Annotated in this window: 22 protein-coding genes; 3 read left to right on the plus strand and 19 right to left on the minus strand. The window is 68.5% G+C overall.

The genetic code is table 11. From position 1 onward, the window contains the following. On the minus strand, positions 1-873 hold the full coding sequence (locus FZ029_RS19675) for a LytTR family DNA-binding domain-containing protein (protein WP_247892406.1): 873 nt from the start codon (positions 871-873) through the stop codon (positions 1-3). A 14-nt stretch (positions 874-887) separates the two neighbouring features. On the opposite strand from FZ029_RS19675, the gene FZ029_RS19680 reads away from it, so the two are divergent. Further along, complete coding sequence (locus tag FZ029_RS19680; RefSeq protein ID WP_211104178.1) at positions 888-1,292, plus strand: DUF2141 domain-containing protein; 405 nt, start codon at positions 888-890, stop codon at positions 1,290-1,292. Positions 1,293-1,427: 135 nt separating this feature from the next. On the opposite strand, the gene FZ029_RS19685 is transcribed toward FZ029_RS19680, so the two are convergent. From FZ029_RS19685 to FZ029_RS19710, 6 genes are all read right to left on the minus strand, one after another. Continuing rightward, positions 1,428-2,123, minus strand: a complete 696-nt coding sequence (locus FZ029_RS19685) for a YafY family protein (RefSeq protein WP_149271208.1) — start codon at positions 2,121-2,123, stop codon at positions 1,428-1,430. Between the two features lie 23 nt (positions 2,124-2,146). Then, the gene (locus FZ029_RS19690) at positions 2,147-2,524 is read right to left on the minus strand and encodes a VOC family protein (protein ID WP_109051944.1); all 378 of its coding nucleotides are present in this window, start codon (positions 2,522-2,524) and stop codon (positions 2,147-2,149) included. Between the two features lie 109 nt (positions 2,525-2,633). Next, positions 2,634-5,807 (minus strand): error-prone DNA polymerase, encoded by a 3,174-nt coding sequence (locus tag FZ029_RS19695; RefSeq protein WP_149271210.1) that lies wholly within the window; start codon positions 5,805-5,807, stop codon positions 2,634-2,636. A gap of 236 nt (positions 5,808-6,043) precedes the next feature. Then, positions 6,044-6,565: a hypothetical protein gene (locus FZ029_RS19700; RefSeq protein ID WP_149271212.1), complete on the minus strand. Its 522-nt coding sequence runs from the start codon at positions 6,563-6,565 to the stop codon at positions 6,044-6,046. A gap of 15 nt (positions 6,566-6,580) precedes the next feature. Then, entirely contained in the window at positions 6,581-7,147 is a 567-nt protein-coding gene (locus FZ029_RS19705) for a hypothetical protein (RefSeq protein ID WP_149271214.1), read from the minus strand. Positions 7,148-7,281: 134 nt separating this feature from the next. Continuing rightward, positions 7,282-8,340 (minus strand): diguanylate cyclase, encoded by a 1,059-nt coding sequence (locus FZ029_RS19710; protein WP_149271216.1) that lies wholly within the window; start codon positions 8,338-8,340, stop codon positions 7,282-7,284. A gap of 232 nt (positions 8,341-8,572) precedes the next feature. On the opposite strand from FZ029_RS19710, the gene FZ029_RS19715 reads away from it, so the two are divergent. Continuing rightward, positions 8,573-10,465: a potassium transporter Kup gene (locus FZ029_RS19715; RefSeq protein ID WP_149271218.1), complete on the plus strand. Its 1,893-nt coding sequence runs from the start codon at positions 8,573-8,575 to the stop codon at positions 10,463-10,465. Positions 10,466-10,582: 117 nt separating this feature from the next. Here the strand turns inward: FZ029_RS19715 and FZ029_RS19720 are convergent, their stop codons facing one another. From FZ029_RS19720 to FZ029_RS19745, 6 genes are all read right to left on the minus strand, one after another. Beyond that, positions 10,583-10,837 (minus strand): hypothetical protein, encoded by a 255-nt coding sequence (locus tag FZ029_RS19720; RefSeq protein WP_085087781.1) that lies wholly within the window; start codon positions 10,835-10,837, stop codon positions 10,583-10,585. Positions 10,838-10,906: 69 nt separating this feature from the next. Then, the gene (locus tag FZ029_RS19725; protein WP_149271220.1) at positions 10,907-11,503 is read right to left on the minus strand and encodes a hypothetical protein; all 597 of its coding nucleotides are present in this window, start codon (positions 11,501-11,503) and stop codon (positions 10,907-10,909) included. Positions 11,504-11,616: 113 nt separating this feature from the next. Beyond that, positions 11,617-12,558, minus strand: a complete 942-nt coding sequence (locus FZ029_RS19730; RefSeq protein WP_149271222.1) for an Hsp33 family molecular chaperone — start codon at positions 12,556-12,558, stop codon at positions 11,617-11,619. A 300-nt stretch (positions 12,559-12,858) separates the two neighbouring features. Continuing rightward, a complete protein-coding gene (argF, locus tag FZ029_RS19735; RefSeq protein WP_149196744.1) occupies positions 12,859-13,803 on the minus strand; it encodes an ornithine carbamoyltransferase in 945 nt (314 codons plus the stop codon). Next, the gene (locus FZ029_RS19740) at positions 13,800-14,972 is read right to left on the minus strand and encodes an aspartate aminotransferase family protein (protein ID WP_149271224.1); all 1,173 of its coding nucleotides are present in this window, start codon (positions 14,970-14,972) and stop codon (positions 13,800-13,802) included. The genes argF and FZ029_RS19740 overlap by 4 nt, the downstream gene beginning before the upstream one ends. A 122-nt stretch (positions 14,973-15,094) precedes the next feature. After that, entirely contained in the window at positions 15,095-15,898 is an 804-nt protein-coding gene (locus tag FZ029_RS19745; RefSeq protein ID WP_149196742.1) for an ABC transporter permease, read from the minus strand. Positions 15,899-16,020: 122 nt separating this feature from the next. On the opposite strand from FZ029_RS19745, the gene FZ029_RS19750 reads away from it, so the two are divergent. Continuing rightward, complete coding sequence (locus tag FZ029_RS19750) at positions 16,021-16,611, plus strand: RecX family transcriptional regulator (RefSeq protein WP_149271226.1); 591 nt, start codon at positions 16,021-16,023, stop codon at positions 16,609-16,611. 326 nt (positions 16,612-16,937) lie between these two features. Here the strand turns inward: FZ029_RS19750 and rpmB are convergent, their stop codons facing one another. From rpmB to FZ029_RS19780, 6 genes are all read right to left on the minus strand, one after another. Beyond that, the gene (rpmB, locus tag FZ029_RS19755; protein ID WP_042696295.1) at positions 16,938-17,237 is read right to left on the minus strand and encodes a 50S ribosomal protein L28; all 300 of its coding nucleotides are present in this window, start codon (positions 17,235-17,237) and stop codon (positions 16,938-16,940) included. 218 nt (positions 17,238-17,455) lie between these two features. Further along, positions 17,456-18,172, minus strand: coding sequence for a phasin family protein (locus tag FZ029_RS19760; protein ID WP_149271228.1), 717 nt, complete (start codon positions 18,170-18,172; stop codon positions 17,456-17,458). Between the two features lie 214 nt (positions 18,173-18,386). Further along, positions 18,387-19,385: a methylmalonyl Co-A mutase-associated GTPase MeaB gene (gene meaB, locus FZ029_RS19765; RefSeq protein WP_149271230.1), complete on the minus strand. Its 999-nt coding sequence runs from the start codon at positions 19,383-19,385 to the stop codon at positions 18,387-18,389. A gap of 96 nt (positions 19,386-19,481) precedes the next feature. Then, complete coding sequence (locus FZ029_RS19770; RefSeq protein WP_149271232.1) at positions 19,482-21,122, minus strand: ABC transporter ATP-binding protein; 1,641 nt, start codon at positions 21,120-21,122, stop codon at positions 19,482-19,484. A gap of 172 nt (positions 21,123-21,294) precedes the next feature. Then, on the minus strand, positions 21,295-22,380 hold the full coding sequence (locus FZ029_RS19775; RefSeq protein ID WP_149271234.1) for an ABC transporter permease: 1,086 nt from the start codon (positions 22,378-22,380) through the stop codon (positions 21,295-21,297). Beyond that, positions 22,380-23,489 carry a microcin C ABC transporter permease YejB gene (locus FZ029_RS19780; protein ID WP_149271236.1) on the minus strand — a complete coding sequence of 370 codons (1,110 nt, stop codon included), beginning with the start codon at positions 23,487-23,489 and terminating at the stop codon, positions 22,380-22,382. The genes FZ029_RS19775 and FZ029_RS19780 overlap by 1 nt, the downstream gene beginning before the upstream one ends. Between the last annotated feature and the right edge of the window lie 87 nt (positions 23,490-23,576).

Raw genomic sequence — 23,576 nt, forward strand, 5'->3', positions numbered from 1 at the left:
TTAGGAGACCGCTTTCTCGGTCCAGCCGGCGGCGCGCACCGAGGGCGCGTGGGTGCGGCTGACCGGGACCAGCAGGCCGTTGGTCAGGCGCAGCGACAGCTTGCCGTCCGGCTTGCGCTCCACCGCCGCGACAGCCGATGCTGCGACCCAGTAGGACCGGTGGACCTGCCGGCCGTCGATGCCCGCCAGTTCCGCCACCGCGTCGCGCATCCGCATCAGGATCAGGTCGCTGCCCAGCGCCGTGTGGACGCGGACGTAATGGTCCTCCATCTCCAGCGCCAGCAGATCGCGCCCCAGCTTCGCCGGAATGCGCCCGAGGAAGGGGGCGGGGCGGCTGGGGGCTGGCTCGCCGCCGGGGAAGGGCGTTTGCGGAGGGGCGGAGGGTTGGTGGCCGACGACGCCATGGTCGCGCAACTCCAGCCACACGGGCAGAGCCGATACCAGCGTGGTGATGACCAGCACATAGCCGTACATCTCGGCCAGCCCGGCGGGGGTGAGGAAATCCTGGCCGCGCAGCCGGCTTTCCAGCAGGGCGACAACCAGTGTCTGCAGGATGCTGACGGTCAGATAGGCCGCAGCCAGCATCAGCGGCCATGTGCGCTCCAGGTTCGGCAGGAGGCGGCGGGTGACCAAAATCACCAGTTCGAACATCGACCAGCCGCTGACGATCTGCCCGCCCCAGTAGGCAAGCCGGACGGCAAAGCCCATTTCACGGAAGGTGCCGAACGGTCCCAGCAGAGCCAATGCTAGGATGGAGGCCGCCAGCAACGGCAGGCGGCGGCGCAGCACGCGCCGGCCATAGGGAACGGGCGGAGACTGCCAGGGGAGGGCTGGGGATGAGGTTTCGGTGTCGGGTCGCGCGTTGGTCTGCAAGGATGGTCGCCCCGGTGACTCTGCTGGCGCTGGCCGCCACGGGGACGGCCGCCGCGGGGGAGCTTCGCGCAACCGTCCGCAACGTCAAGCCCAATCAGGGCAAGGTGATGGTGGCGCTGTTCGACAGCGCCGAGGCGCAGGCGGCGAAGAGGCCGCGCGCGGGCTATTTCGTCGCCGCGCTGGGGACGGAGCTGCAGGTGGTCTTTCCCGACCTGCCGGCCGGCCGCTATGGGCTGATCGCCTTCCAGGACCTGGACAACAACGGGGAGCTTGCCACCGGCCTGTTCGGCATCCCCGCCGAACCGCACGGCTTCAGCCGCTCTGCCCGCGGCAGCTTCGGTCCGCCGGGGTTCGACGACTACGCGGTGGCGGTCGGGGCGTCTGGCGTGGCGACGACGGAGATCAAGCTGGTGGAGTGACGTGCGGATGCCCCCTCCCTAACCCTCCCCCGCTTTGCGGGAGAGGGGACTGCCGCTTTCTTCCCCTCTACCGCCGAAGGCGGGGGAGGGAGGGACCCACGCGGCAGCGTGGGAGGGAGGGGGCGCAGACGCCCCTCACCCGCGCGGGCAGCCCTCCTGGCGCCAGCGGGCGAGATAGTCGTCCAGGCCGCGGCCGGGGATCTCGTCGAATCGGCGCTCCAGCGCCAGCAGGGTTTCCATGCGGTCGATGCGGAAACTGCGGAACTCCTCGCGCAGCTCGCACCAGGCGCCCAGCGTCCAGACGCGGCCCCAGAAGAACAGGCCCAGCGGTTGGACCGCGCGGGCGGAATGGGTGCCGTCCTCGCGCCGGTAGTCGAACAGAACGACGCGCCTGGCGTTGATGGCGCAACGCAGCACGTCCATCCGCTCGCGCAAGGGGGCGGGGAAGGAGAAGTCGGGGACGAAGACGCGGCTGTCGGCCAGTTCGCGCCGCCGCGCCTCGGGCACCACTGCCTCGACCTTGTCCAACGCGCGGGCGGCGGCATCTGCCAGCGCGCCGCCGACCCAGGCGCGGGCGAGGCGGGCGCCGACCACCAGCGCCTCCACCTCGTCCTGGGTGAACATCAGCGGCGGCAGGTCGTAGCCGTCACGCAGCAGATAGCCGACGCCGGCCTCGCCTTCCACCGGCACGCCGGAGGAGGCGAGGTCGCGCATGTCGCGGTAGACGGTGCGCTCCGACACCTCCAGGCACCGCGCCAGTTCGGCAGCCGTCACCAGCCGCCCCTTGCGGAGATGCTGGACGATCTGGAACAGGCGGTCGGCGCGGCGCATGGCGGCGGCTCCGGTCAGACGTGTCAGTGCATCGAATAGAGGCCGACGCGGTTGCCCTCGCTGTCGATGAACTGGGCGAAATAGCCGATCTCGGGGGTGATGAGCGTCTTCGGCACGACGATCCGGGCGCCGGCCTGCTCGGCACGGGCCAGCGGGGCGGACAGGTCGTCGCCGCCGTTCAGGTAGACGGTGGTGCCGTCGGCGCTGGGCTTGCACGCCTCGTGCTGGATCAGGCAACCCTTGACGGCGGTGCCCTCGGCCGGGAAGACGGCCATGGTCATGCCGCTGGGGCAGGGTTCCTGGACCATCTTGGCGGCGAAGACGGTCTCGTAGAAGCCGACGGCGCGGGCGAGGTCGGTGACCGGGATTTCGAACCAGGTGACGACGTGCGGAATGTTCATCGGATTGGCTCCTGACAGTGGGGGGAGGGATGTTCGTGGTTCGTGCCGGCACACCCCCTTGATAGCACACCCCCTCCTGACAGCGTGATGTCAGGAGCAATCAGCGCCCTCAATGAAAATTGCGGCCCTTGGGAAATGGTCCGGCTGCGGGCCGGTCCTCGCCGGTCAGTTCGGACAGCCGGTGGGTCAGGTCGATCAACGATTCCACGCGCAGATGCACGACTCCCTCCTGGTTCTGCACCCGGCCGGTGGCGGCCATCAGCCGGGCGGTCATGATCGGGCGGCGGAAGGTCTCGAAGGCGTCGGGCATGACGACGAGATTGGCGACTCCGGTCTCGTCCTCCAGCGTGATGAAGACGACGCCCTCGGCGCTGCCCGGCCGCTGACGGACCAGGACGAGGCCGGCGGTGGTCAGGCGCCGGCCGTCGCGCGTCCAGGCCAGCCGCTCGGCCGGGGTGATGCCGGGCAGCCCGTCGCGCAGCAGCGACAGCGGGTGGGCCTTCAAGGACAGCGACAGGCTGGTGTAGTCCATCACCACATGCTCGCCCAGCGCCATGGCCGGCAGCGGTGCCTCGGGTTCTTCCGCCATTGGGCCGTCCAGGCGGGCGAAAAGCGGCAGCGGCTGGTCGCCCAGCGCCCGCACCGCCCACAGCGCCGCCCGGCGGTCGAGCCCGACGGAGCGGAAGGCGTCGGCCTTGGCGAGCTTCTCCAGCGCCGCGACCGGCAGGCGGGCGCGCCGCCACAGGTCGTAGGGGTCGCGGTAGCCGCCGGCGCGGGAGAGCACGATCGAGTCGGCATGCGACTCGGCGAAGCCCTTGATGAGGCGGAGGCCGAGTCGGAGGTGGAGGCTTTTCCCCCTCTCCCCAGGGGGGAGAGGGGATTCGCCAGAACATTCCACCGCGCAATCCCACCCCGACAGGTTCACATCGGGCGGCAGCACCGTCACGCCATGCTCGCGCGCGTCGCGGACGATCTGGGCAGGGGCGTAGAAGCCCATGGGCTGGCTGTTCAGCAGGGCGGCGGCGAAGATGGCGGTGTGGTGGCGCTTGATCCAGGCGGAGACATAGACCAGCAGCGCGAAGCTGGCGGCGTGGCTTTCCGGAAAGCCGTATTCGCCGAATCCCTCGATCTGCTGGAAACAGCGCTCGGCGAAGGCGGGGTCGCAGCCCCTGGCAGTCATGCCGGCGATGAACTTGTCGTGGAACAGGTGGACCTGCCCGGTCTTGCGGAAGGCGGCCATGGCGCGGCGCAGCCGGTCGGCCTCCTCGGCGGTGAAGCCGGCGCCGACCATGGCGATCTTCATCGCCTGCTCCTGGAACAGCGGCACGCCCAGCGTCTTGTGCAGCACCGGCTCCAGCGCCGGCATCGGATAGGTGATGTCCTCCGCCCCGCTGCGGCGGCGCAAGTAAGGATGGACCATGCCGCCCTGGATCGGGCCGGGGCGGACGATGGCGACCTCGATCACCAGATCGTAGAACTTCCGCGGGCGCAGCCGGGGCAGCATGCTCATCTGCGCGCGGCTTTCGACCTGGAAGACGCCCAGGCTGTCGGCGCGGCAGAGCATGTCGTAGACCGCCGGGTCCTCCTTGGGCAGGCTGTCGAGCGTCCAGCGTTGCCCGTGCACCTGCTCGATCAGGTCGAAGGCCTTGCGCACGCAGGTCAGCATGCCCAGCGCCAGGATGTCGACCTTCAGGATGCCCAGCGCGTCGATGTCGTCCTTGTCCCACTCGATGGTGGTGCGATCCTCCATCGCCGCGTTGGCGACCGGGCAGAGGTCGGACAGCGGGCCGCGGGTGATGACGAAGCCGCCGACATGCTGCGACAGGTGGCGGGGGAAGCCCATCAGTTCGTGAGCCAGCTCCAGCGTGCGCTTGAGCCTGGGGTCGTCGGGGTCGACGCCGAGCGAGCGCGCGCGCTCCTCGTCGACGCCGTCGCGGCTCCAGCCCCAGATCGACCCGGTCAGCCGCGCCACCAGATCGGCCGACAGCCCCATCGCCTTGCCGACCTCGCGCAACGCGCCGCGGGCGCGGTAGCGGATAACGGTGGCGGTCAGGCCGGCGCGGTGGCGGCCGTATTTTTTGTAGATGTACTGGATCACCTCCTCGCGCCGCTCATGCTCGAAATCGACGTCGATGTCCGGCGGCTCGTTGCGGGCGGCGGAGATGAAGCGTTCGAACAGCAGGTCGAAGCGGGCGGGATCGACCGCGGTGATGCCCAGGCAATAGCAGACGGCGGAGTTGGCGGCGCTGCCGCGCCCCTGGCAGAGGATGCCCTGGCCCTTGGCGAATCGGACGATGTCATGGACGGTCAGGAAATAGGGGGCGTAGCGCAGCTCCCCGATCAGGGCCAGTTCATGTTCGACGGCGGCACGGACCTTGTCGGGGACTCCGCCTGGAAATTTCTCGGGCGGATACTTCTCCGCAGCCCCTTCCCAGGTCAGGGTAACCAGCGTGTCCTGCGGGTCGCGGCCCTCGGCCACCTCGTCGGGATATTCGTAGCGCAGTTCTTCCAGGGAGAATCGGCAGGCCTCGGCGATCTCCACCGTCCTGGCGACGGCGTCGGGGTGGTCGCGGAACAGGCGCACCATCTCGACGGCCGGCTTCAGGTGGCGTTCGGCATTGGCGGACAGCCGCCAGCCGGCCTCGTCGATGGTGGTGTGGTGGCGGATGCAGGTCATCACGTCGGCCAGCGCCCGCCGCCCGGCGCCGTGATAGAGCACGTCGTTGGTCGCGACCAGCGGCACCCCCTCCGCCTCCGCCAGCCCGGCCAGCCAGTGCAGCCGCCGCGAATCGTCGCCCTGGTAGCGGTGGCTCGCCGCCAGATAGAGCTGCCCGCGCGCCAGCCCGCCGCGCCAGGCGCGCAGTTCGCGCAGGAACGACTCGGCAGACTGGCCGGCGCGCTGGTGGGGGCCGATCAGCAGGAACAGCATGCCTTCGGCATGGGCCAGCACGTCGGCGCGGGCGATGAAGCATTCGCCCTTCGGCGCCCGCATCTTGCCCAGGGTCAGCAGCCGCGACAGCCGGGCATAGGCGGCGCGGTCGGTCGGGTAGGCCAGCAGGCTGTCGGCGTCGGTCAGGTCCAGCCGGCAGCCGATCAGCGCCCGGATGCCCGCTTTCTTCGCCGCCGCATGCATCTGCACCACGCCGGCCAGCGAATTGCGGTCCGTCACCCCCACCGCCGCCAGCCCGAGCGCCGCCGCGGTCATCGCCAGCTCGTCAGCGTGCGAAGCCCCCTCCAGAAAGCTGAAGTTGGTGGCGACCTGCAACTCGGCGTAACGGATCATGGCAAGGCTCCCCGGCACTGGCGGATGGGTGCGCGCGGGGATGATAGTCCGAAAATGGGACTTATGTCATTATTGTGGCGGGGGAGAGGATAGGTGTCGGCTGACGATGCCCCCTCCCTAACCCTCCCCCGCTAACGCGGGAGAGGGGACTGCCGCTGAACTCCCGCAAAGCTCTTGCCCCCTCTCCCGCGAAGCGGGGGAGGGATGGGGAGGGGGCACCCGCGGCAGCCCCACATTCACCCCAAGTAGGACTCTACGCCCATGACCGCGAAGCCCTTGTTTTCCGGGAAGCGGGCGTTGACCTTTTCGCGGGCCTTCTTCTCGTCCAGCGCCCAGACCAGGAAGCGGCGGCCGCGCTTCCAGCTGTCCAGCGCGGTGGGGGTGAGGCTGGCGTTGACGCGGGCGCCGTATTCGATGTTGACCACCCGCAGCAGCCAGCCCTGGTCCTTCTGGGTGCGGCGGTCGTCCAGCACATAGATGCGGCGGTCGGCGGCGCCGGCGGCCTTCAGGCGCTGCTCGAGATCCTCGCAGCCCAGCTCGGCCATCGCCTTGCGGCGGCGGGCGTCGCGCAGGTCGCGGGCCTGCTGCAGCGTGACGCGGGCGATCTTCTTGATCCGCTCCACCTGCGCCTGCTTGCGCGAAACGGCGGTGGCGATCCGCTCCTCCGACGTCTTCAGGCGGCGCAGAGCCAGCAGCAGCGACACCGCCAGCGAGGCGAGGCCGATGAGGCCGGCGAAGATGTAGGGCATGCTGTCCATGGCGCGTCCTCTGTCTCAGCTCGCTTTGGCGACGGGCGTGTCGGCGGACAGGAACTCCTGCATCCGCGTCACCGCATAGCCGAAGGCGGGCGGGTAGCGCCGCTCGATCTCCGTCCGCGCTTCCGCCATCGAGCGCGCCCACACCTCGATCATCTGCGGCTGCGCCCAACTGGGGTCGACCAGCGCGTGCTGGCTCTGCTGGGCGGCGCCGGTGCCGACATATTTGTTCACGACCATGGCGACATAGCAGGGGCTGCCCTGGACCTCCTCGCCGATCAGGCGGACCAGCCGTTCGCCGGATTGGCGCGCGTCCTCGATCTGGCGTTCCATCACCTTGCGGCGGCGCAGCACATCCTCCACCGCGCCGTCCAGTTCCTTCAGCTCGCGGATGCGGTCGCCGCGGCGGGCTTCGAACTTCGTCTCCATCTTGGCGCGGCGGGCGATGACGTCGCGCACCCCCTCCGACCCGTGGCGGCGTTCGATGGCGCGTTCGCCGAGCACGATGACGAGCTTGCCGATGCCGAACCCCAGCCCCGACAACCCGAAGGCGGTGATCAGCGCGTTGGTATAGTCCTGCCACATATGCGAATCCCCGATCGGGAATGCCATCCGGGTGGATGCTTCCGACCCTAAGGAGTACCCCCTCGCTTGCCGCGGTTCAATCGCGGCGCTGTAACGATATTTCACATGAAACATGCCGGTGGAGGACGGATGCCTTATCCCTCCGCCCGTTCCACCCGGTTGCGGCCGGCCTGCTTGGCGGCGTGCAGCGCATGCTCGGCGCGGTGCAGGGTCTGTTCAACGCCGGGTTCACCGGGCAGCCAGCTGGCGACGCCGATGCTGGCGGTGACGGGGATCGCCCGCTCCTCCACCAGGATGGGGCTGTCGGCCAGGGCAGCGCGCACCCGTTCCGCCACCACGGCGGTGCCGGCCCCGTCGGTTTCCGGCAGAAGCACGACGAACTCCGCCCCGCCGGAGCGGGCGATGTGGTCGGAGATGCGCAGCGCCGCCCGCACCCGCTTCACCACCGCGCGCAGGACCGCATCGCCGGTGGCGTCGCCATGGGCGTCGTTGACCGCCTTGAAGCCGTCGAGGTCGAGCAGGAAGACGCCGAGATGCCGGCCGTAGCGGCGCGCCCGCGCCAGTTCCGCCGCCGCCAGCTCCAGGAAGCGGCGGCGGTTCCACACGCCGGTCAGCGGGTCCAGCGTCGCCATGCGGTTCAGGCGGACGGTCGCCTCCTCCAGCGCGCGGCTGCGCTCGGCGAGCCGGCGTTCCAGCTCCGCCAGCCCGGCATAGGCGCGGAGCGCCGTGACCACGCTGGTGAACAGGCGGCGCGCCGTCAGTTCCGTCTTCGCGGTATAGCCGTCGATCTCATAGGCGAGGACCAGATCCTCCTCCGGCACGCGGGCCGGCTGGCCGGTGCGCAGGATGATGCGGACGGCACTGTTGCCCACATCCTGGCGGATGCGGCGAACCAGCTGCAGGCCGGCGTCCTCCGTCTCCATCACCACGTCGAGCAGGATGACGGCGATGTCCGGGGTGTCGCGCAGGATGCGCTCCGCCTCCGCCGCGCTGGTGCAGTCGAGCAGGCGGACGGGACGGTCGCGGAAGCGCAGCCGGGCGAGCGCCAGCCGGGTGACGGCATGCACCTCCGGCTCGTCGTCGGCGACCAGCACCAGCCAGGGAGGAGCGCCGGAATCGGCGGCATCCGCCGCGGCGGAGGAATTCCGCGGGTCGGGAGACTCGTCCGAGGCGAACAGGAGATCATTGGACATGGCTGCCGGCTCGGAACTGTCCACGGTACACGTAAGGATAGAACCACGCTGCCGCCGCCGATGCAACGGTGCCGAGCGCCGCGCCCGCCCCATATCATTTTGGATGGGGTGCGGCAAAATTGACGGCGGATCGGTCGGGCCGGTGGCGCGTTTCGCCATTCGGGGCTTGCGCGGCGACGCCAAGCCACCTTAGGCATGGCCGTGTGTATGCAACGATCGGAGCGGACCGGGTATGGAAGCAAGCATGGACGGGCGGGAGCATGCGGCCAAGCTGCGCGCGCTCGCGCTGGGGGCGCTGGGTGTCGTCTATGGCGACATCGGCACCAGCCCGCTCTACACGCTGCGCGAATGCCTGACCGAGGGCGGCGGCTTCCCGCTGACGCCCGAGGTCATCCTGGGCGTGCTGTCGCTGATCTTCTGGGCGCTGGTGATCACGGTGACGGTGAAATACGTCGTCTTCATCATGCGCGCCGACAACCAGGGCGAGGGCGGCATCCTGGCGCTGACCGCGCTGGCCCTGCGCGGCATGCGGCCGGGACACCGGCGCACCGGCATGGTCATGGCGATCGGCGTGATGGGCGCCTCGCTGTTCTACGGCGACAGCCTGATCACCCCCGCCATCTCGGTGCTGAGCGCGGTGGAGGGGCTGCATGTCGTGGCGCCGGCGCTGGACAGCTACGTCATCCCGATCACGCTGACCATCCTGATCGGGCTGTTCGTCCTGCAGCGCTTCGGGACGGAGAAGGTCGGCAAGCTGTTCGGCCCGGTGATGCTGGTCTGGTTCGTGACGCTGGCGGCGCTGGGCATCGGGCAGATCGTCCGCTATCCCGGTGTGCTGGGAGCGGTGTGGCCCGGCCATGCGGTGGAGATGCTGTTCAACCACGGCTGGCACGGCTTCCTGCTGCTGGGCGCCGTGGTGCTGGCGGTGACCGGGGCGGAGGCGCTCTATGCCGACATGGGCCATTTCGGCCGCAAGCCGATCCGCGGCGCCTGGTACACGATCGTGCTGCCGTCGCTGCTGCTGTGCTATTTCGGCCAGGGCGCCCTGCTGCTGCACGAACCGGAAGCCATCGAGAACCCCTTCTTCCATCTGGCGCCGGACTGGGCACAGGTGCCGCTTCTGCTGCTGGCGACCGCCGCCACCATCATCGCCGGGCAGGCGGTGATCTCCGGCGCCTATTCGGTGACGCTGCAGGCGATGCATCTGCGCTACCTGCCGCGGATGGAGGTGATGCACACCTCGGAGCATGAGAAGGGCCAGATCTACATGCCGCAGCTGACCTGGCTGCTGCTGGCCGGGGTCATCGTGCTGGTGCTGAGCTTCCAGACCTCCAGCAACCTCGCCGCCGCCTACGGCATCGCGGTCACCGGCACGATGGTGGCGACCACGCTGCTGGCCTACAAGGTGGCGCGCTCGCTCGGCCGCTGGAAGCTGTGGCAGGCCGTGCTTGCGCTGGTGGTGTTCCTGTCGGTCGATCTCGCCTTCTTCCTGTCCAACCTGATCAAGGTGGAGGAGGGCGGCTGGTTCCCGCTGGTGGTCGGCGCGATGGTCTTCCTGCTGATGGCGACGTGGCGGCGCGGGCGCGAGGTGGTGCGCAAGCGGCTGGCCGAGGATGCGCTGCCCTTCGACATGCTGCTGGAGCGGCTGAAGGGCGGGTCTGTGCAGCGGGTGCAGGGCACCGCCGTCTTCCTGACAGGCAACCCGCGCGGCCTGCCGCCGGGGCTGCTGCACAGCCTGAAGCACTACAAGGTGCTGCACCAGCGGGTCGTGCTGCTGACCGTCGACATCGAGGACGTGCCCCATGTGCCGGATGACCGACGCTTCGAACTGAAGGCGCTGTCCGCCGGCTTTTTCCGGCTGATCGTGCATTTCGGCTTCAAGGACGAGCCCGACATCCCGCAGGCGCTGGAAATCCGGCGCATCCCGGGATTGCCCTTCGAGCCGATGGAGACGACCTATTTCGTCAGCCGCGAGACGCTGATCCGCACCCACGGCAAGTCCGGCCTGCCACGCTGGCAGGAACCGCTGTTCATCTTCCTGTCGAAGCTGTCGTCCAGCGCGTCGGAATATTTCTGCATCCCGCCCAACCGGGTGGTCGAGCTGGGCATGCAGCTGGAGATTTAGGGCAGAGTTTTGGGGCAGAGTTTGCCGGCCAGATTTTACCGATGAGGCGGCGGGCGGGGGCGGTTTCTGCCGCCCCCGCCCGAAGGCCGCCCGCCTCATGCCGTTACCGGCCGGTGTTCACCAGACAATGGATACCGGCGGCTTGTAGGCGGAGGCGGCGAACATTTGCCGCACCGCCAGTTCCAGCTTGATCTGCGCCTCCGACTTCTTGACGAAGGACAGGTCGATGTCGCCCAGGGACTTCACCACGCAGCCGGAGCGGCTGAGGTTGCGGAGGGCGGCCTGGGATGCCTGCTGTTTTTCCTCGGGGATGGCGGTGACGGTGGCCGATCCCTCCGGCGGCCGGACGACGTAGAGGTCGAATTTCGGCATGGGCACTCTCCGTTCTGACGAAAGGTCGAGTGCCCCACCGCAAAGGCCGGGCCAACTGCCGCAATGGGCTCAGCGCCGGACCATCGGCGCCAGATCCTTGCGGATGCCGGCGTCCAGGCGGGCGTTCAGGTCCTCCATCATCCGGCGGGTGATGTCGAGGAAGGTGGCCTCGCGGTCGGCCAGCGAGATGTTCTCCGCCACGGTGGTGGAGTGGGTGACGGTGGAGCGGGTCACGCCGCGGAAACCGCCGTTGCCGGTGTCCGGCACCTCGCCGGTGATTTCCACCTCGATGCGCCCGTCATAGCGCTGGGCCTGGTCGTTGGTGAAATAGCCGGTGATGCCCTTCTTGGTGGGCAGGGGCACCTCGACGATGCTGGCGTCGCGGATGGTGACGCGCACGCGCCCCGGCCCGCCGGCCGCCTGCAACCGCTCCGCCGCCCAGCGCCGCACCGCCTCGGCCGGCGGAACGGCGGAGCGGTTCTCCACATGCTTGGCCCCCGTCGGCCGATAGGCATCGACCGCGTCGATGGTGCCGGCATTCAGCACGATCGGCCCGAAATTGGAGAAATCGACCGGCCGCGGCGCTGGCCGCGGCGGCGCGCTCTGGCAGGCGGCAAGCAGGAGGGTGGCCATTCCGGCGGCAAGGGCAAGGCGGCGCGACAGCATGGGGACTCCGGTTCTTGGGCTGCGTTCGGCAACCTGGGTTACTGGAAAAGGAAAGGGGCGCGGCGCGGACGCCGCGCCCCCATGAACGCGCTGATATCGGACCCTATTCCCCGTTACGAGGCAGGTCCATACACGCGGTCGAGGTCCGCGTCGGTGAAGTGGTAGTCGGTCGAGCAGAACTGGCAGGTCACCTCGACCCGGCCGTCGTCGATCTTCAGCTCCTGCACCTCTTCGCGGGGCAGGCTGCGCAGCATGGTCTCCACCCGCTCGCGCGAGCAGCGGCAGCCGAAGCGGAGCGCATGTCCGTCATAGATGCGCACGCCGTCCTCGTGGAACAGGCGGTAGAGCAGGTCGGAGGCGGCAAGGTCGGTCGACAGCAATTCGTCGCCGGTGACGCTGGCCATCAGCACCATGGCGCGGCGCCAATCGTCTTCCTTGTCGGACGCGACCAGACCCTGCTCCTGCGGCAGGCGCTGGATCATGACGCCGCCGGTGCGCCACTGGCCCGGCGTGCCGTCCGGCTTCACCTCGCGGTCGACCGAGACGGTCAGGCCGGTGTCGATCTGCTCCGACTGGCGGAAGTAATGCTGGACGCAGTCGGTCAGCGTCTTGCCGTACAGCTCGACGATGCCTTGGTAACGGTCGGTGTCCTGACCCTGGTCCACCGTGAAGGCGATGTAGCCCTTGCCGAGCAGCGCCGCGGCCGGGGCGATGTCGACGTCCCGCTCGGCCTTGGCCAGCGCTTCCGGATCGAACTGTGCATAGGCGCGCACGTCGCCGACCGAGGTGACGTCGGCCACCATCAGGCGGATCGGCCCGTCGCCCTTGGTCTGCAGCGTGAAGATGCCTTCGTACTTCAGCATGCTGGCGAGCAGCACGGCCAGCGTCGCCGTCTCCGCCAGGAAGCGGGCGACGGTGGGCGGATAGTCGTGGCGGGTCAGGATCTCGTCGATCGCCGGCCCCAGCTTGACGACGCGGCCGCGCAGGCGCGACGCCTCGATCTGGAACGGCAGGACGAAATCATCGGTGAGCGGGCGGACGGACGGATCGTCCATAGGGCGGATTCCTTAAGACAGAGACCGGTTATGCAGGCGTAGGGCCGAAGATCGGGGCGGCGAGCGGCCGAATCAAGATCGGCAAGGCACCCATGCATGGGGGTGGCCTGTGGGTGTGGGGGCGTCTTGCCCCCTCCCTAACCCTCCCCCGCTCACGCGGGAGAGGGAACTCCGCCGCTTCGAAACCTACTCCCTCTCCCGCGAAGCTCTCGCACAAACCTGTGGTTTGTGCTGACGCGGCAGGCGGACCTTTGGTCCGCCGAGAGCGGGGGAGGGTCGGGGAGGGGGCAAGTGGCGCCGTTAGTCCAGAACGCCCATGCACCAGCCGAGGATGGCCTTCTGGGCGTGCAGGCGGTTTTCCGCCTCGTCCCAGACCACCGAATGGCGGCCGTCGATGACGCCGTCGGTCACTTCCTCGTTCCGGTGGGCCGGCAGGCAGTGCATGAACAGCGCGTCGGGATGGGCGTGCGCCATCAGCGCCTCGTTCACCTGATAGGGGGCGAGGATCGCCGCGCGCTCGTCCACGTCGGTGTTGTGCATCGACGCCCAGGCGTCGGTGATGACGCATTCGACCCCGCGCACCGCCTCTTCCGGCGATTCGGTGACGACCAGACGCCCGGTGCCCTCGCGCTCCGCCCAGGCCAGCAGCTCCGGCGACGGGCCGTAGACGGTGGGGCAGGCCAGACGCAGCTCGAAGCCGAAGCGGACGGCGGCATGGGCCCAGCTGACCGCGACGTTGTTGCAGTCGCCGATCCAGGCGACGGTCCGGCCGTTGATCGGACCGCGATGCTCCTCGAAGGTCATCAGGTCGGCCATGATCTGGCAGGGGTGGGTCTGGTCGGTCAGGCCGTTGATGATCGGGATGCTGGCATGGGCCGCCAGTTCATGCACCCGCTCCTCGCCGGTGGTGCGGACCATCACCGCATCGACGAAGCGCGACAGCACGCGGGCGGTGTCGCCGATGGTCTCGCCGCGGCCCAACTGCATGTCGTCGGGCTTCAGAACGACGACGCTGCCGCCGAACTGCTGCATGCCGACCTCGAACGATACGCGGGTGCGGGTCGAGGGCTTCTCGAAGATCAGGGCCAGCGAGCGGCCGGCCAGCAGGGTGGAATGGGCCAGCCGGTCCTTCTTCAGGTCGGCCTTGATGCGGACGGCATGGTCGAGCAGGCGGCGCAGGGTGGCGCCGTCCATCCGGTCGATGTCGAGAAAATGCCGGACCGTGTTGGTATTGTCGCCGCTCATCCCACGCACTCCTGCGCCGTCCGGTCGAGAATCCCGACGGCTTCGTTCACTTCGGCTTCGCCGATATTCAGGGGCGGCAGCAGCCGCACCACATTGTCGCCGGCCGGAACCGACAGCAGGCCGTTGGCGCGCAGCTTCGCCACCACGTCGCCGACCGGCTGGCCAAGCCGCAGGCCCAGCATCAGGCCCTGGCCGCGCAGTTCCAGGAACAGCGACGGATACTTGGCGACCAGCTCTTCCAGACGGCCGCGCATATAAGCGGACGTCTGCTGGACATTGTCGAGGAAGCCCGGCGCCAGCACGACGTCCAGCACGGCGTTGCCGACGGCGGTCGCCAGCGGGTTGCCGCCATAGGTCGAGCCGTGGGTGCCGGCGGTCATGCCCGACGCCGCACGCTCCGTCGCAAGGCAGGCGCCGAGCGGGAAGCCGCCGCCGATGCCCTTGGCGACGCACATGACGTCCGGCGTGATGCCGGCCCATTCATGGGCGAACAGCTTGCCGGTACGGCCCATGCCGCACTGGATCTCATCCAGGAACAGCAGCAGGCCATGCTCGTCGCACAGCGCGCGCAGGCCGCGCAGGAACTCCACCGAGCCGGCGCGGATCCCGCCTTCACCCTGGATCGGCTCGACGCAGATGCCGCCGGTCTGGGGGGTGATGGCGGCGCGCACGGCGTCGAGGTCGCCGAACGGCACCTGATCGAAGCCGTCCAGCAGCGGGTCGAAGCCGTGCACCAGCTTCTCCTGCTTGGCGGCCGAGATGGCGCCGAGCGTGCGGCCGTGGAAGGCCTGCTCGAAGGTGATGATGCGGTTCTTCTGCGGGTTGCCGCTGTCATAGTGGTACTTGCGGACGGCCTTGGCGCCGCATTCCCACGCTTCCGCACCGGAGTTCGTGAAGAACACGGTGTCGGCGAAGGTCGCCTCGGTCAGGCGCTTGCCCAGGCTCTCCTGCCCGGCGACCCGGAACAGGTTGGAGGTGTGCCACAGCTTCTTCGCCTGCTCGGTCAGCTTTTCGACCAGATAGGGGTGCGCGTGACCCAGCGCGTTCACCGCGACGCCGGCGGCGAAGTCGAGGAATCGTCGCCCGTCGGTCGCGTAGAGATACGGACCTTCACCGCGCTCGAACACGACGTCGGCGCGGGCGTATGTGGGCATAACGACGGGGATCACGGCTTGGTCTCCAAAATGGAAAATCCGGCGGCCATGCCTGACCGCCGGGAACGGCAAATATCCGGAGATTGATGGGTTCTGTCAACGGATAGGGGTGGAAAAGCGCGGCGAACGCGACGTCTTTACGCCTTGAGCTTGTAACCGGTCTTGAACATGCGCCAGGCGAGCCACCACAGGCCGGCATTCACGCCCAGCATCACCGCGACGCCCAGCCAGCGCGCCCCGTCGGACACCCCGATGAAGCCGTAGCGGAAGCCGTCGATCATGTAGAAGAAGGGGTCGAAATGGGCGACCCACCAGAAGACCGGCGGCAGGGTGTCGACCGAATAGAAGGTGCCGGACAGGAAGGACAGCGGCGTCACCACGAAGTTGGTGACCGCGGCGATGTTGTCGAACTTCTCCGACCAGACGCCGCCGACCAGACCCAGCAGCGCCAGCAGCATCGACGCCATCACCGCGTGGAACAGCACGAATCCCGGATGCGGCATATGCATCGGGATCACCGCCCAGATGGCGAGCCCCGTTACCAGACCGACCACGACGCCGCGGGTCACGCCGCCCAGCACGAAGCCGCTGACCAGCTCCATCGGCGACAGCGGCGGCATCAGGATGTCGACGATGTTGCCCTGGACCTTGGCGATGACGACGGAGGAGGAGGTGTTGGCGAAGGCGTTCTGCACCATCGCCATCATGATCAGGCCGGGCGCCAGGAATTCCAGGTAGGGTGTCGCGCCGACCATCCGCACCGCCGATCCCAGCGACAGGGCGAACACCGCGTAATAGAGCAGCGTCGTCACCACCGGCGCCCAGACGGTCTGCTGGTGCACCTTGATGAAGCGCCGTACTTCGCGTGCATAGAGCGTCCACAGGCCGATCCAGTTGACGGAACCGACATTGCGCGGCATGGGAGGAAGGGGAAGGGTCATCGCGTCACGAACTGCCTGTTGGGCTGCCTGTCGGGCTGCCTGTTGGGAACCGGCCGGTATCAGGCCACGGACTGTACGTGCGGCCTGTCCATCCGGCAACCGCCGCCGCCGAAGGGACTGCCATGAACACCGACGACAAGCGTTCCGCTCCCCCGGCCCGATCGCCGGCCAGGAAGCCGCCGAAGCGGGTCACGCCGCAATATCTGGAGAACGCGGCGCTGCATTATCTGGAGCGCTTCGCCAGTTCGACAACCAACCTGCGCCGGGTGCTGATGCGCAAGGTCGACCTGTCGGCCAAGGCCCACGGCACCGACCGCGAGGAGGGGGCTCGCTGGATCGACGAACTGCTGGCCCGCTATGTCCGCAGCGGCTTGTTGAACGACGAGACCTATGCCCGTATGCGGACGGAGAGCCTGCACCGGCGCGGCGCTTCCACCCGGATGATCGCCCAGAAGCTGGCCGGCAAGGGCATCGGCCGTGACGAAGCCGACAAGGCGCTGGACAGCCTGCGCGAGGATGTCGGGCCCGATCTGGACCTGACCGCGGCGCTGGCTCTGGCGAAGCGGCGGCGGCTCGGGCCGTACCGGCGGCCGGAACAGCGCGAGGCGCACCGCGACAAGGACATGGCGGCGCTGGGGCGGGCAGGGTTCGGGTACGAGATCGCCCGGCGCGTGGTGGATGCGGAAGACCCGGACGAGCTGCTGGGGGAGTGAGTTCTCGCCCGGCGCCCCCTCCCCATCCCTCCCCCGCGTTCCGCGGGAGAGGGGGCAGGACGCTTGGTGGCGTGATGTTATGCGAAATGGCGGCGGAGTACCCTCTCCCGCGCCAGCGGGGGAGGGTTAGGGAGGGGGCAACCGGCGCAACAACGCCACCAAGATTCCCCCCAGAAACGACGAAACGCGCGGCACCCTTTCGGATGTCGCGCGCCGCTCTCTTACCGGGAGTCGGAATCGTCCTGTACGCGTCTTAATTCTTGTCGGCGGAGCGGCAAGCGCCCCGCCTCAGCACACCAAACGCGCCCCAGATGCCGGGGAAGCTATCAGGCCGCGACCTGCTGCTTCTCCTGGGCCTTGGCGATCCGGCGCTTGATGCGACGGGCGTCGAGGCTCAGGACGGCGTCCTTCGCATCGAGCAGGAAGGCGTCGAGGCCGCCCTTGTGCTCGATCGAGCGGATCGCGTTCACCGAGAGGCGCAGACGCACCAGCTGCCCCAGGCTGTCGCTGAGCAGCGACGTTTCCTGGAGGTTCGGCTGGAAGCGGCGGCGATTCTTGTTGTTGGCGTGGCTGACGTTGTTGCCAAACTGCGTGCCCTTGCCGGTCACGGAGCACCGACGTGCCATCGGACTGATCCTTTATTTTAGCAAATGAAACCCGGTAACGGACGGCCCACCGCCCGAAGGAGGCCGCTATATAGTCGAACAAAAGCGCCGCCGTCAAGCCGGGATCCGCGATGAAACCGTCAAAAGCCGAGTCGTCGCGGAAATGTGGAGAGTCGAAGCGCGGCGGCCTCTTCCATCTGGCGAAGAGACGCGCCGCGCCAATCTTGCCGTGACCGGTGTCAGTTCACGGTGGGGGAGGTCTTCGACGCCGGTTTGGCGGCAACCGGCTTGCCCTGGCGGCGCGGCGCCTGCTTGGCCGCGGCCTTCACCTCGTCGGCGATGGCGGCGGCCGGAGCGGCCTGCTCGGCCTTCACCGTCTCGACCAGTTCCTTCACCGGAACCTCGGCCGGCTTGGCGGCAGCGGTGGCGGCGACCGGAGCGGTCTCGGCAGCCTGGACCGGAACCGGCGCCGGAGCCGGAGCGGCTTCCGGAGCCTCGACGACCGGGGCCGGAGCGGGGGCTTCGACCTTCGGCGTCTCGACCTTCGGGGCGGCGGCCTGCGGAGCGGCGACCGTCACCTGCGTCGGCTTCGGAGCTTCGGCCTTGGGGGCCGGAGCGGCAACCGGAGCGGCATCGGCGGCCGGAGTCGGCAGGGTGGTGATCTCGGCGGCGATCTTGGTGGAGACGTCCAGGAAGCCCTGCACGCTTTCGGTCACACGGGCCTGGGTGGTGGACAGCCAATCGCGCTGCAGCGCCGCCAGATCGGCGGGGGTGCGGGCCTTGCCCAACCCGGCGGCCAGACGGCTGGCGTCGTTCACCGACGCGGTCACGCCGTCGAACCAGCGGCGGTAGCCGTCCTGGACCAGGTTGGCGACGCGGGCGGACTTGGCCGCGGTGGTCTGGGCGTTGGACTTGAACAGGTTCAGGACGTTGGCGGGGGTCGGCTGAGCGGTCATGGCGTTGTCTCCCGTAGGTGATGGCACGTTGGCGGAAACGGAAAGGCCGCTCCGGCGTAACCCCAGGAGACCGCGGGCACCCCGGCCCAAGCGTCATGTACGAATCGACAAAGGCCGAATCGACACACGTCGCCCCTTTCCCGCCCGGCGCAGAATAGCCCTACGGCTGGTGCGGTGCAACGGATTTGTTGCGGTGCAGCATAAGCTGAACGGATTATGCTGGATTGGATTGGTCGAGGAACCGCCCCAGCAGGATATGGGCGGCGGCGGCCGGGATGGTGGTTCCGGCGGTCACCTCCGCCTCGAGTCGCGCCAGATCGGCCCGCACGGCGGGGTGAGAGCGGAAACGGTCGATCAGCGTCTCGCGGATCTCGCTCCACAGCCAGGCGCGGGCCTGCTCCGCCCGACGGGTGGCGCGGGCGCCGTTGGCTTCGGTCAACGCCTTGTGCTCGCCGATGGTCTGCCACACCGTGTCGATGCCGATCTTCCGGAAGGCGGAGCAGCTGAGCACCGGCACCCGCCAATCGCCGTGGCGCAGCAGGGCCAGCGCGTGGCGGTAGTCGGCGACGGTGTGGCGGGCGGTGGCGGCGAGGTCGCCGTCGGCCTTGTTGACGACCACGAGGTCGGCCAGCTCGACGATGCCCTTCTTGATGCCCTGCAGCTCGTCGCCGCCGGCCGGCAGCAGCAGCAGCATGAACAGGTCGACCATGTCGGCGACCGCCGTCTCCGACTGGCCGACGCCGACCGTCTCCACCACGATCACGTCGAAGCCGGCGGCCTCGCAGATCAGCATCGCCTCGCGCGTGCGGCGCGCCACGCCGCCCAGCGTCGTCCCGGCGGGGGAGGGGCGGATGAAGGCGTTGGCCTCGCGCGACAGGTCGACCATGCGGGTCTTGTCGCCCAGGATCGAGCCGCCGGTGCGCTGCGACGACGGATCGACCGCCAGCACCGCGACCTTGTGGCCCAGCCCGATGACATGCAGCCCGAACGCCTCGATGAAGGTCGATTTCCCCACCCCCGGCACACCGGAGATGCCGAGTCGCACCGAGTTGCCGGTATAGGGAAGCAGCGCCGCCAGCAGCGCTTCGGCTGTGGCGCGATGGTCGGCGCGCGTCGATTCGATCAGCGTGATCGCGCGGGCCAGCGCCCGCCGGTCCCCCGACCGGACGGCATCGGCGAGGCGGGCGGCGTCTTGCGGGGCGGTGTCGGTCATGGCGGCGATCATGATGGTGACGTCGGCTGCTGCGAGGGGAGGGCTACCCTACCTGCGGAGCGGCCGCGGATAAAGTCTCCGCCTCACGCCAATGCCTCATGTCCGCACTGACGGCGACTCCATGGCTTCCAGGTTCAGGGCGGCGGCGAGCAGGGCGCGGGTGTACTCCTCGCGCGGGTTCTCGAAGATGCGCTGGGTCGGACCCTGTTCGACCACCTTGCCGTCCTTCATCACCATGACGTGGCTGGACAGCGCCCGCACCACCCGCAGGTCGTGGCTGATGAACAGGTAGGCGAGGTTGTGGCGGGCCTGGATGTCGCGCAGCAGGTCGACGATCTGCGCCTGCACCGACATGTCCAACGCCGAGGTCGGCTCGTCCAGCACGACGAATTTCGGCTTCAGCACCAGGGCGCGGGCGATGGCGATGCGCTGACGCTGGCCGCCGGAGAACTCATGTGGGTAGCGGTTGCGGGCCTCGGGCGGCAGGCCGACCTCCTCCAGCGCGCGGGCGACCATCGCCTCGCGTTCTTTGGCATCGCCGATGCCGTGGATGCCCAGCCCCTCGCCGATGATCTGGCCGACCGACAGGCGGGGCGACAGGCTGCCGTAGGGATCCTGGAAGACGATCTGCATCTCGCGCCGCAAGCCCCGCAGGCGCTTGGGTTGCCAGCCCTGGATGTCGGTGCCGTCGAAGCGGATGGCGCCCTCGCTGGCGTGCAGGCGCAGCAGGGCGAGGCCCAGCGTCGTCTTGCCCGATCCCGATTCGCCGACGACGCCCACCGTGTGGCCGCGGCGCACCGCGACATCGACGCCGTCCACCGCCTTGATATGGCCGACGGTGCGGCGCAGCAGGCCCTTCTTGATCGGGAAATAGACCTTCAGCCGGTCGGCAGCCATCACCTCCGCGGCGTCGTCGGGCGGGTTCAGCGGGTTGCCGCGCGGCTCGGCCGACAGCAGCTTCTGGGTGTAGGCATGGCGCGGGCGGATGAACAGGTCGTCGACCTTGGCCTGCTCGACGATCTCGCCCTGGTTCATCACGCAGACGCGGTCGGCCATCTTGCGCACCACGCCCAGATCATGGGTGATCAGAAGCAGCGCCATGCCGAAGCGGCTTTGCAGATCCTTCAGCAGCGCCAGGATCTGTGCCTGGATGGTGACGTCGAGCGCCGTGGTCGGTTCGTCGGCGATCAGCAGGTCGGGTTCGTTGGCGAGCGCCATGGCGATCATCACGCGCTGGCGCTGTCCGCCCGACAGTTCGTGCGGGTAGGCGGTCAGCCGCTTTTCCGGGTCGGGCAGGCCGACGAGGCGCAGCAGCTCCAGCGTGCGGGCGCGGGCGGCACCGGTCGACAGGCGCTTGTGCAGGAACAGGGTCTCGTTGATCTGCCGTTCGATGCTGTGGAGCGGGTTCAGCGAGGTCATCGGCTCCTGGAAGATCATGGCGATGCGGTTGCCGCGCACCTGTCGCAGCGTCCGTTCGTCGGCGCCCAGCAGTTCGGTGTCGCGGAAGCGGATCGAGCCGGCGGGATGGTGCGCCATCGGGTAGGGCAGCAGCTGCAGGATCGACAGGGCCGTCACCGACTTGCCGGAGCCCGATTCGCCGACGAGCGCCAGCGTCTCGCCCTTCTGGATGTCGAAGGACACGCCCTTGACGGCCTGCGTCGCGCCGGCGCCCGACCGGAAATCGACACGCAGGCCCCGCACGGACAGCAGGTCGGGATTGGGGGGCATGATGGTCATGTCGGGCTCTCGGGCTGTTGGGCCTTCTTCGTTGGCGGGAGATGCGTTGCGCGTGCCCCCTCCCTAACCCTCCCCCGCTTCGCGGGAGAGGGAACTCCGCCACACTTCTGCAAAGCTCCTGCCCCCTCTCCCGCGAAGCGGGGGAGGGATGGGGAGGGGGCAATCCAGGCCATCACTCCGCCGCCTCCTTGCGCGCGGCGGTGGCCGCGGCGGCCTCGCCCGGCATCGCGGTGGACATCTGGGCGATGGTCTTGCGCGGGTCGAAGGCGTCGCGCACCGCCTCGCCGATGAAGATCAGCAGGCTCAGCATGATCGCCAGCACGAAGAAGGCGGTCAGGCCCAGCCAGGGTGCCTGCAGGTTGGCCTTGCCCTGGGCCAGCAGCTCGCCCAGCGACGGCGAGCCGGGCGGCAGGCCGAAGCCGAGGAAGTCCAGCGCGGTCAGGGTGGTGATGGAGCCGTTCAGGATGAAGGGCATGAAGGTCAGCGTCGCCACCATCGCGTTGGGCAGCACATGGCGCGCCATGATGGTGACGTCGCCGGCCCCCAGCGCCTTGGCCGCCCGCACGTAATCCAGGTTGCGCGCCCGCAGGAACTCCGCCCGCACCACATGGACCAGCGCCGTCCAGGAGAACAGCAGCAGCAGGCCCAGGAGCCACCAGAAGGTCGGCGTCACCACGCTGGCCAGGATGATCAGCAGGAACAGGGTGGGCAGCCCCTGCCAGATCTCGATGAAGCGCTGGAACAGCAGGTCGGTCAGGCCGCCGAAATATCCCTGGACCGCGCCGGCCGCCACGCCGATGACGGACGAGAATGCGGTCAGCACCAACCCGAACAGCACCGAGATGCGGAAGCCGTAGATCAGCCGCGCCACCACGTCGCGCCCCTGGTCGTCGGTGCCCAGCCAGTTGTCGGCGGACGGCGGCGCCGGGGCGGGAACCGGCAGGTTGTAGTTGATGGTGCGGTAGCTGTAGGGGATCGGCGGCCAGACCATCCAGCCCTTGGAATTGATCAGGTCGCGGACATAGGGGTCGCGGTAATCGGTTTCCGTCTCGAACTCGCCGCCGAAGGTGGTCTCCGGGTAGGCGTTGAAGACGGGCCAGTAGTAGTGGTTCTCGTACTCGATCACCAACGGCTTGTCGTTGGCGATGAACTCCGCCCCCAGCGAGACGAAGAACAGCACCAGGAAGATCCAGAAGGACCAGAAGCCGCGGCGGTTCGCCTTGAAGTTGGCCAGCCGGCGCCGGGTCAGCGGAGTCATCACACCCTCCGCGATTCGAAGTCGATGCGGGGATCGACCATCACATAGGTGATGTCGCCGACCAGATTCATGATCAGCCCCAGCAGCGTGAAGAAGTACAGCGTGCCGAACATCACCGGATAGTCGCGGTTGATCGCCGCCTCGAAGCCCAGCAGCCCCAGCCCGTCGAGCGAGAAGATCACCTCGATCAGCATGGCGCCGGTGAACAGGATGCCGATGAAGGCGCCGGGGAAGCCGGCGATGACGATCAGCATGGCGTTGCGGAAGACATGGCCGTACAGCACGCGGTTTTCCGTCAGGCCCTTGGCGCGGGCGGTGATGACGTACTGCTTGCCGATCTCCTCCAGGAAGGAGTTCTTGGTCAGCATGGTCAGGCCGGCGAAGCCGCCGATCACCATGGAGATCACCGGCAGCGCCATGTGCCAGAAGTAATCCAGAACCTGCTTGTACCAGGGCAGGTCGCCCCAATTGTCCGACACCAGCCCGCGCAACGGGAACCAGTCGAAATAACGCCCGCCGGCGAACAACACGATCAGCAGCACGGCGAACAGGAAGCTGGGAATCGCATAGCCGACGATGACGACGCCGGAGGTCCAGACGTCGAAGGGCTGGCCGTCGCGCACCGCCTTGGCGATGCCGAGCGGGATGGAGACCAGATAGACGATCAGCGTCGTCCAGATGCCGAGCGAGATCGACACCGGCATCTTCTCGATCACCAGATCGACGACCCGGCGGTCGCGGAAGTAGCTGGTGCCGAAATCGAAGCGGATGTAGTTCGACATCATGTGGATGAAGCGTTCGTGCAGCGGCTTGTCGAAGCCGAACTCCTTCTCCAGCTGCTTGATGAAGGCGGGATCCAGGCCCTGGGCGCCGCGGTACTTGCTGCCGCTGTCGCCGCCGGCCTGGTTCTGGCGCTGGGCGGTGTTGGCGTCGCCGCCGGCCGAACCGCCGATGCGCGAGGTCGCCTCCACCGCCGTGCCCTGGACGCGGGCGATCATCTGCTCGATCGGGCCGCCGGGGGCGATCTGCACGATCAGGAAATTGATCACCATGATCCCGAACAGGGTGGGGATGATCAGCAACAGGCGGCGGATGATGTAAGCCAGCATCGCGGGTGTCCCGACCCTCCCCAATCCTCAAAGGAAACGACAGCGTAGACCAGACCGCTCCACGTGTCCGAGCATTGTACGTCTCAG

The sequence above is a fragment of the Azospirillum sp. Sh1 genome (assembly GCF_008365135.1).
Lineage (GTDB): Bacteria > Pseudomonadota > Alphaproteobacteria > Azospirillales > Azospirillaceae > Azospirillum > Azospirillum oryzae.